6 protein-coding genes are annotated in these 7,390 nt (G+C 70.7%); 3 read left to right on the top strand and 3 right to left on the bottom strand.

From position 1 onward, the window contains the following. Positions 1 to 88: 88 nt before the first annotated feature. The gene (locus FRCN3DRAFT_RS0227815; protein ID WP_007520181.1) at positions 89 to 1,207 is read right to left on the bottom strand and encodes a hypothetical protein; all 1,119 of its coding nucleotides are present in this window, start codon (positions 1,205 to 1,207) and stop codon (positions 89 to 91) included. Between the two features lie 369 nt (positions 1,208 to 1,576). Here FRCN3DRAFT_RS0227815 and FRCN3DRAFT_RS46650 point away from each other — a divergent pair, with 369 nt between their 5' ends. Both FRCN3DRAFT_RS46650 and FRCN3DRAFT_RS0227805 read left to right on the top strand, forming a co-directional pair. After that, a complete protein-coding gene (locus FRCN3DRAFT_RS46650) occupies positions 1,577 to 2,344 on the top strand; it encodes a YdcF family protein (protein WP_007520183.1) in 768 nt (255 codons plus the stop codon). A 552-nt stretch (positions 2,345 to 2,896) separates the two neighbouring features. Then, entirely contained in the window at positions 2,897 to 4,768 is a 1,872-nt protein-coding gene (locus tag FRCN3DRAFT_RS0227805; protein WP_007520185.1) for a transketolase, read from the top strand. Between the two features lie 80 nt (positions 4,769 to 4,848). On the opposite strand, the gene FRCN3DRAFT_RS0227800 is transcribed toward FRCN3DRAFT_RS0227805, so the two are convergent. Then, on the bottom strand, positions 4,849 to 5,385 hold the full coding sequence (locus tag FRCN3DRAFT_RS0227800; RefSeq protein WP_007520188.1) for a PH domain-containing protein: 537 nt from the start codon (positions 5,383 to 5,385) through the stop codon (positions 4,849 to 4,851). 372 nt (positions 5,386 to 5,757) lie between these two features. After that, on the bottom strand, positions 5,758 to 5,913 hold the full coding sequence (locus FRCN3DRAFT_RS55400; RefSeq protein ID WP_007520190.1) for a hypothetical protein: 156 nt from the start codon (positions 5,911 to 5,913) through the stop codon (positions 5,758 to 5,760). A gap of 112 nt (positions 5,914 to 6,025) precedes the next feature. On the opposite strand from FRCN3DRAFT_RS55400, the gene FRCN3DRAFT_RS0227790 reads away from it, so the two are divergent. Beyond that, a complete protein-coding gene (locus FRCN3DRAFT_RS0227790; RefSeq protein WP_007520193.1) occupies positions 6,026 to 7,309 on the top strand; it encodes a deoxyguanosinetriphosphate triphosphohydrolase in 1,284 nt (427 codons plus the stop codon). Positions 7,310 to 7,390: the final 81 nt, after the last annotated feature.

Here is a 7,390-nt window from a genome sequence, read left to right as displayed (position 1 = left end):
GGCGGCGGTGCCGGCCGCCGCGAGCGCGCCAGACGGCCTGCGCGGCCGGCCGCGCCGCCACGGGACGATCTTGTGGCTCATCCGGCCCCTATCCGTTGTACGCCTTGTCGATCTGGCTGATCATCCGTTCGGAGATCGCTTGTGTCGGCGGATCGACGACGTTGGCCAGCTGTGGCGGCGGACCGATGCCGCCGCCGCCCGCGTTGCCGGCGGGCTGGGCGCCGTTGGAGGTGCGGAAGCCGAGGCGGACCGCGAGCTCCTGCAACGTCGTGTCGGTGGCCAGCAGCTTCGCGACTTCCTCGCCCGCGTCGGTCCGCGGGACCGCGGTGTGCTTGGCGTAGATCGTCGGGCTCGGGTAGACGAGAACCCGGCCCTGCGTGATCGCCTTGTCGTTCGCGATCTGGTGCGCCCGGAACTGCGACTCGTAGATCATGACCATCGGCATCTTGGAGCTGCCGATCGACAGGTAGTCGTTGAACGGCCCCTCCGTGGACGGGTCCGTGTAGCCCTGCCCGGTGAACAGCGGGGCGAGTTGGGTGCCCAGCCTGTCGGCCGTCGTCGCGTCGCTCACGACCTGGTTGCTGTTTTCCACGTAGGAGGCGAGCGCCAGGTAGACGGCCGCCGAGTTCGACGCGCGGACGTCCGTCGACTTGATCAGCATCGGTCCGGGGTTCGAGTACGCGGTGTTGTCCTTGAGGTCGGACCAGCGGGTGCCGTCCGTCACCAGGTCGAGGTACTTGCGCATGTCGAAGTAGCTGACGTTCCCGTCGGGCTTGATGACGCCCTCGGTGGTCAGGGCCCGCACGATCGGCTCGAAGGTCGCGATCGCGATCGGTGTGAAGAACAGCGGGTAGGAGGCACGGGTGATCTTCTGGTCGCGCCGGATCTGGTCGGCCTGCGGGGAGTTCGACGGCAGCGCGATGTCGTAGCCGTCCAGGTCGCGCTTGACGATCTCGCGAGAGCCCGCGGTGTCGACCCGCAGCCGGTACCCGAGCTCGGCGAGGCGCTTGGTCACGTCCGGGTTGGTCAGGTACGGCTGCGTTTCCGAGCCGCCCAGGATGCGGACGTCGGTGAGCTTGCCACCCTGCCCACCCCCGTCCTTGCCGCCGGTGAGTCGGGGGACGACGGCGAGCGTCACCACCCCGAGCACCAGCAGCACGGCGAGGACCGGACCTATGACGCGGCCGCGGCCGCGAGCAGTAGCCACCTGCCGCCCTCCTCCGTGCTCTGTGGTCTCTGTGGTCCGCGTGTCGGATCCTCGCGCCGGATCACCGCGTAGGACCGTTTCGCGGCGCATCGTGGCAAACATCCGAACCTCGCGCATGTCGCGGGGGCGACTGTCGGTGGCCTTGTCATGCGATGTTCATCTTTGGTTCAGCGGGTGAGCGGACGGGGCCGTCCCGGCCGGACCACATCCGTTGGCGCGATCACGCCTGTCCCAGGGCGTGATCCGCCTTAGACGGGGAATGCAGACCACCGTGGACCATCCGGGCAGGAGAGGTCGTCGCGGGCGGAACGGGTGTCCCGCGAAAAAGGGCGCAAGTCGGGTCGATAGGGTCTGCGGGGGAGGAGTCCAGTGATCCGAACCCTAGGTCGCCGCGCCACGGGCGCGCGGCCTGCCGCGAACGCCGAGCCGGCCACGCCCGCGACGGCACCAGCGACGAAGGCGCCCACCGCGCCTCGCCGCCGGCCCGGGCTGGTGCGCGGGTTGCGCGTGCCCTGGTGGCTGTGGCTGGTGCGCGGGGTGCTCGCCCTGGTGGTCGGTGTGATCGTCTTCATGTTGGTCACCATCGGGCAGGTGTGGTCGGTCGGCAGCCAGGATCACCGGCCCCGTTCGGATGCCCTGGTCGTGCTCGGCGCGTCGCAGTACAACGGCCGGCCGTCGGCGGTCTTCGCCGCCCGGCTGGACCACGCCGCCGAGCTCTACCGTGCGGGGGTCGCCCCGCTGGTGATCACCGTCGGCGGCCGGATCCCCGGCGACCCGTTCTCCGAGGCCGGCGTCGGCGCGTCCTACCTCGTCAAGCAGGGCGTGCCGGCCTCGGCGGTGCTCGCGGTCCCGGAGGGAAGGGACACACTCCAGTCCCTGGTAGCCGCTGCGGGGGAGATGAACACCCGGTCACTGCGCAGCGCGGTGGTCGTCACCGATCGTTGGCACAGCCTGCGCTCGGTGGCCATGGCCCGAGACCTGGGTCTGAGGGCGACCACCTCGCCGACCCGGACCGGTCCGGCGAACCGTGGGTGGGACACCCAGGCCCGCTACATCGTGCGGGAGGCGATCGGGTACCGCTGGTATCAGATGTTCCACCGCGCGACCCCGTCCGGCGCCGGCGCCCCGGCCGTCTAGCCGGCCATCCGGCCTCCGGCCATGCGGCCATGCGGCCATGCGGCCATGCGGCCATGCGGCCATGCGGCCATGCGGCCATGCGGCCATGCGGCCATGCGGCCATGTGACGGTCCTGAGCTGCCCTGAGCCCGCGTTCCTGCAATCCGCGCTTTCGTGGTGTTCGCACCCGGCGGGGAGAACCTCGGTCGCGGCCGGTTTGCTGTTTGCTCCAACAAACTTCGCGTGAGGTCTGTCGTGGCGATCTGGCGGTGTGGTTCGCTGGTCACGGTGCGGTGTTCGGTGGCGACGCGACTCTGACCAGCCAGTGGCTGGCGGTCGGAACTTATGCCCGCGCCCGACGTGGTGTATCTGGCGGCGGGCGGTGCGCGACTGTTTCTCGTCGCGCCGCCGAAGGCCGCCGGAACCTGGGATGTGACGCACATCCCCATGGCTTGGCGGACATTGAGGCCGTCTGCCGCGCTGGTACGGTTCGGAACGCTTAGACGCCGGGTAGTGCGACGACGGGTAGGTCGGTGTGGACCTACCGCCGGCGTCGCGATGGAGGAGGCAGGCGTGGCAAGTCCCGTGTCCGAAGCTGTGGACGTGGCCGACCTGGAAACGGTTCGCGAACTCGCTCGACAGCTGAGGGTCGACTCGATCCGGTCCAGCACGTCGGCGGGTTCGGGGCACCCTACGTCGTCGATGTCGGCCGCCGACCTGCTGGCCGTGCTGGTCGCCCGTCACCTGCGTTACGACTGGGACAACCCGGGCGACCCCGCGAACGATCACCTGATCTTCTCGAAGGGGCATGCGTCCCCGCTGCTCTATTCGGTCTACAAGGCCGTCGGCGTGGTCACCGACGAGGAGCTGATGACCGGCTACCGCCGGTTCGGCCAGCGCCTGCAGGGCCACCCGACGCCCGTGCTGCCCTGGGTGGACGTGGCGACCGGGTCGCTCGGCCAGGGCCTGCCCGACGCGGTGGGCGTCGCGCTCGCCGGCAAGTACCTCGACAAGAGCCCCTACCGGGTCTGGGTCCTCTGCGGTGACAGCGAGATGGCCGAGGGCTCGATGTGGGAGGCCTTCGACAAGGCATCGATCTACGAGCTGTCGAACCTGGTCGCGATCATCGACGTCAACCGGCTCGGTCAGCGTGGCCCGACCGAGCTCGGCTGGGACCTGGCGACCTACGCCCATCGGATCAGCGCTTTCGGCGTCAAGACGATCCAGATCGACGGCCACGACCTCGACGCGATCGACGCGGCGCTCACCGAGGCCGACGGGTACGACGGGCCGGTGGCCATCATCGCCCGCACCATCAAGGGCGACGGGTTCAGCGAGATCGCCGACCACGAGGGCTGGCATGGTAAGCCGCTGCCGGCCGACATGGCCGAGCGTGCCATCGCCGAGCTCGGTGGTGAGCGCAACCTGCGCGTGCGCGGCCCGGTGCCCGGGCCGTCACTGCCCCGGCCGGCGGCTCGGGCCGACGTGCAGGTCACGCTGCCCACGTGGGAGATCGGCACCAAGGTGGCGACTCGAAAGGCCTACGGCGAGGCGCTGGCGGCCGTCGGCGCGCGCGGCGACGTCGTCGCCCTGGACGCCGAGGTGAGCAACTCGACGTACTCCGACGACTTCAAGAAGGCCCACCCCGAGCGGTTCTTCGAGATGTTCATCGCCGAGCAGCAGATGGTCGCCGCCGCGGTGGGCCTGCAGGTGCGCGGCTACGTGCCGTTCGCCTCCACCTTCGCGGCGTTCCTCTCGCGCGCATATGACTTCATCCGGATGGCCGCCGTCTCGCATGCCGACATCCGGCTCTCCGGCTCGCACGCCGGGGTGGAGATCGGCGCCGACGGCCCGTCGCAGATGGCGCTGGAGGACCTGGCGATGATCCGCGCGGTCGGCGGGTCGACCGTGCTCTACCCGAGCGACGCCACCAGCACGGCCAAGCTCGTCGCCGCGATGGCGGACCTCGAGGGTGTCAGCTACATGCGCACGACCCGAGGCGCCTACCCGGTGCTGTACAGGCCGGACGAGCCGTTCGCGCCCGGTGGATCCAAGGTGCTACGCAGCTCGGACGCCGACGTGGTCACGCTCATCGGCGCGGGTGTCACCCTGCACCAGGCGCTCGCCGCCGCGGACGTGCTCGCCGCGGACGGCATCGTCGCCCGGGTGATCGACCTTTACTCGATCAAGCCGGTAGACAAGGCGACTCTGAGCGAGGCGGCGAACGCGACCGCCGGGCGGATCGTCGTCGCCGAGGACCACTGGCCGGAGGGCGGGATCGGCGGCGCCGTGCTCGAGGCGCTCGGGGACGGGAGCGTCCCGCTGCGGCTGAGCCACCTGGCCGTTCGGGAGCTGCCCGGTTCCGGCACCCCGGAGGAGCTGCTCGACTTCGCCGGCATCTCTGCCAAGCACATCGCCGAAGCGGCCCGCGCCCTGCTCGCATAGCCAGACGGTCCCCGGCCAAGCGATGGGCCCCCGCCACCTGGAAGGTGGCGGGGGCCCATTCGCGTTCCCGTGGTCTCGTCTCAATCGTCCTCGGCGGGCTTCGGGCCGCCGCCGAAGGTCATGTCCAGCAGGGTGATGTAGAGCTGGTCCGGCTTGGGGATGTAGGGCAGCCGGTTCAGCGCCTGGTCCTGGCCGGCGGACTCGACCTTGAACTCCCCGTAGCCGAGCACCCGGCCGAGCGGGTCCCGGGTGTAGGTCATGTCGGTGATCTTGCTGAGCGGCATCGTCTGGGCCTTGCGCACGAAGACCCCGGACACCTTCAGCAGCCGCTTGTCCGTGATCATCAGGTGGTCCATGTGCCAGTCGGTGATCCGCCAGAGAGCGCGCAGGATCATGAACAGGGCGAAGTACCACAGCAACGTGGTGACGAACGTGCCGCCGCCGCGGACCGCGAGGAAGATGTTGACGGCGAGCGCGAGCGCGATGGCGCCGGCGGTCTCGGCGACCACGCGAAGCAGGACGGCCCAGTGCAGCCGGACCATCGATACCAGCCGCTCCTGGGAGGCCAGGTACTTCAGGTCGCGGTTGGCGGGGTCAGGAAGGCGGAGTCTCACCACAGCGGCAGTGTCCCAGACTGATCAGGATGCGGGAGCGGGAATACGGCGCGATCTCGAGGGCGAGGCCACGACGTCGTCCGGGCGCCGTTCCGCTCGTCCCGGTCGAGTGCCCTGCCCGCCCCGTGCCCGGCCCCGCGCCGATGGCGCCGAGCCGGGCGGGCCATGCGGGCTGGCGCCCGGCGCCGGTGGCGGCGCGCCTCTGGTGACGTCACCCACCAACCTGGCCGGGCCGCCGGTCTCCCGGACCGGACTGCCGGCCTCCCTGGGCAAGCCGCCGGCCTCCCTGGTCGGGCTGCCGGCCTTCGCCCATGTCCGGCTCCCGCCGTCCGTGCCCGGCCCGACGGGCGCGGACGCCCGAACGAGTTGCGCCGGTCACAGGGCGGTCTGGGTGACGAAGTCGGACACGCCATTGCCGATGGACTGGAGCCCGTCGATGCCCTTGGAGATGATGCTCGCCGCACTGTCCGGCTGGGTCACCACGAAGAACAGCACGAAGGCGATGATCAAATACTTGACGATGTTGTTCACGGCGGGCCTCCGGGCCGAGTGCTAGGGGGTGCGGCACAAAGTATGGTCGCTACGTCGACCCCAGGCAGGGCGTTCCTCCCGAAATGGCTCGGCCGGTGAGGTGGGATCCTTGATGACCTGGTATGACGACGCGGACGTACAACGTCGACTGGACGAGCGCCCGAAGGCTACACCGGACCAGCGTGGTGCCTTCGCTCGGGATCGTGCCCGCGTGTTGCATTCGAGCGCCTTGCGGCGGCTCGCGGCAAAAACGCAGGTCATGGGCCCGCTGGATGACGACTTCCCGCGCACCCGGCTCACGCACTCTCTGGAAACGGCGCAGATTGGCCGGGAACTCGCCGCGGCGCTCGGGGCCGACGCCGACCTCGTCGACACGGCCTGCCTCGCACATGACCTTGGTCACCCTCCTTTCGGGCACAACGGCGAGCGCGCGCTCAACGTCGCCGCCACGACCTGTGGTGGATTCGAGGGCAACGCGCAGAGTTTTCGCGAGCTGACCAGGCTCGAGGCCAAGACCGTGGACCAGACCGGAGCGCCGGGTGGGCTGAACCTGACCAGGGCCACCCTCGACGCGACGCTGAAGTACCCCTGGCCCCGGCCAGGGGGCGCCGCCGGCTCCGGCTCCGGCTGCGCCCAGCCGGACCTGACCGCGCGCAAGTACGGCGTCTACGACGACGACCTGGCAGCGTTCCAGTGGGTCCGCGCGGACGCCCCCGACAGCCGGCGCTGCCTGGAGGCGCAGATCATGGACTGGGCCGACGACGTCGCCTACTCCGTGCACGACCTCGAGGACGGCGTCGTCGGCGGCCTGGTGGACCTCGCGGCGATCCTGGCGCCGGCCGGGCGGGCCGAGCTCGCCGACTACACGGCCGGCCTCTACGGCGCCGACGCGGCGGCGGTCGCCGAGGCGTTGGCGCGGCTGGCCGCCCAGCCCTGGTGGGGCGCGCCCAGTCCCACCTCGGCCGCGGGCCTCGCCGCGCTGCGCACGATGACGAGCGAGCTGGTGGCCCGCTTCACCGCCGCCGCCCGCGTCGCGACCCAGGAGCGATTCGGCGGCGGTCCGCTGCGCCGATACCGGGCGGACCTGGTCGTCCCGGCGGACATCCGGGCCGAGTGCGTGGCGCTGAAGGGCGTGGCCTGGTACTTCGTCATCGGCCTGCGCTCCGGGGACGCGCGCCGCGCGCGCCAGCGTGAGGTGGTCGCCGAGCTCGTCGACCTCATAGCCGCCGGTGCGCCCGAGACCCTGGAGCCCCTTCTGCGCCCGGGCTGGCGGGCCGCCCCTGACGACCCGTCCCGGCTGCGTATCGTGATCGACCAGGTGGCCCGGCTCACCGACGCCAGCGCGAGCCGACGGCACGCGGAGCTGAAGGGCCGCCCGCTTCCACACGTACTGTGAGATCCAGACGCTCCGCGCCCATTGCCCAGAACACCGCAAGATCGGTACTGTCGCGTTCGCGACAAGTACCATCAGCGCGTA

It is taken from the genome of Pseudofrankia saprophytica, from assembly GCF_000235425.2.
Taxonomy (GTDB): Bacteria; Actinomycetota; Actinomycetes; order Frankiales; family Frankiaceae; genus Pseudofrankia; species Pseudofrankia saprophytica.
The sequence above is the reverse complement of the archived record's forward strand: the minus strand, read 5'-3'. Positions and strand labels throughout refer to the sequence as shown.

Excerpts from the sequence above, each read along its gene's own strand:
- FRCN3DRAFT_RS0227790 (WP_007520193.1), top strand. The coding sequence starts at position 6,026 with ATGACCTGGTATGACGACGCGGACGTACAACGTCGACTGGACGAGCGC.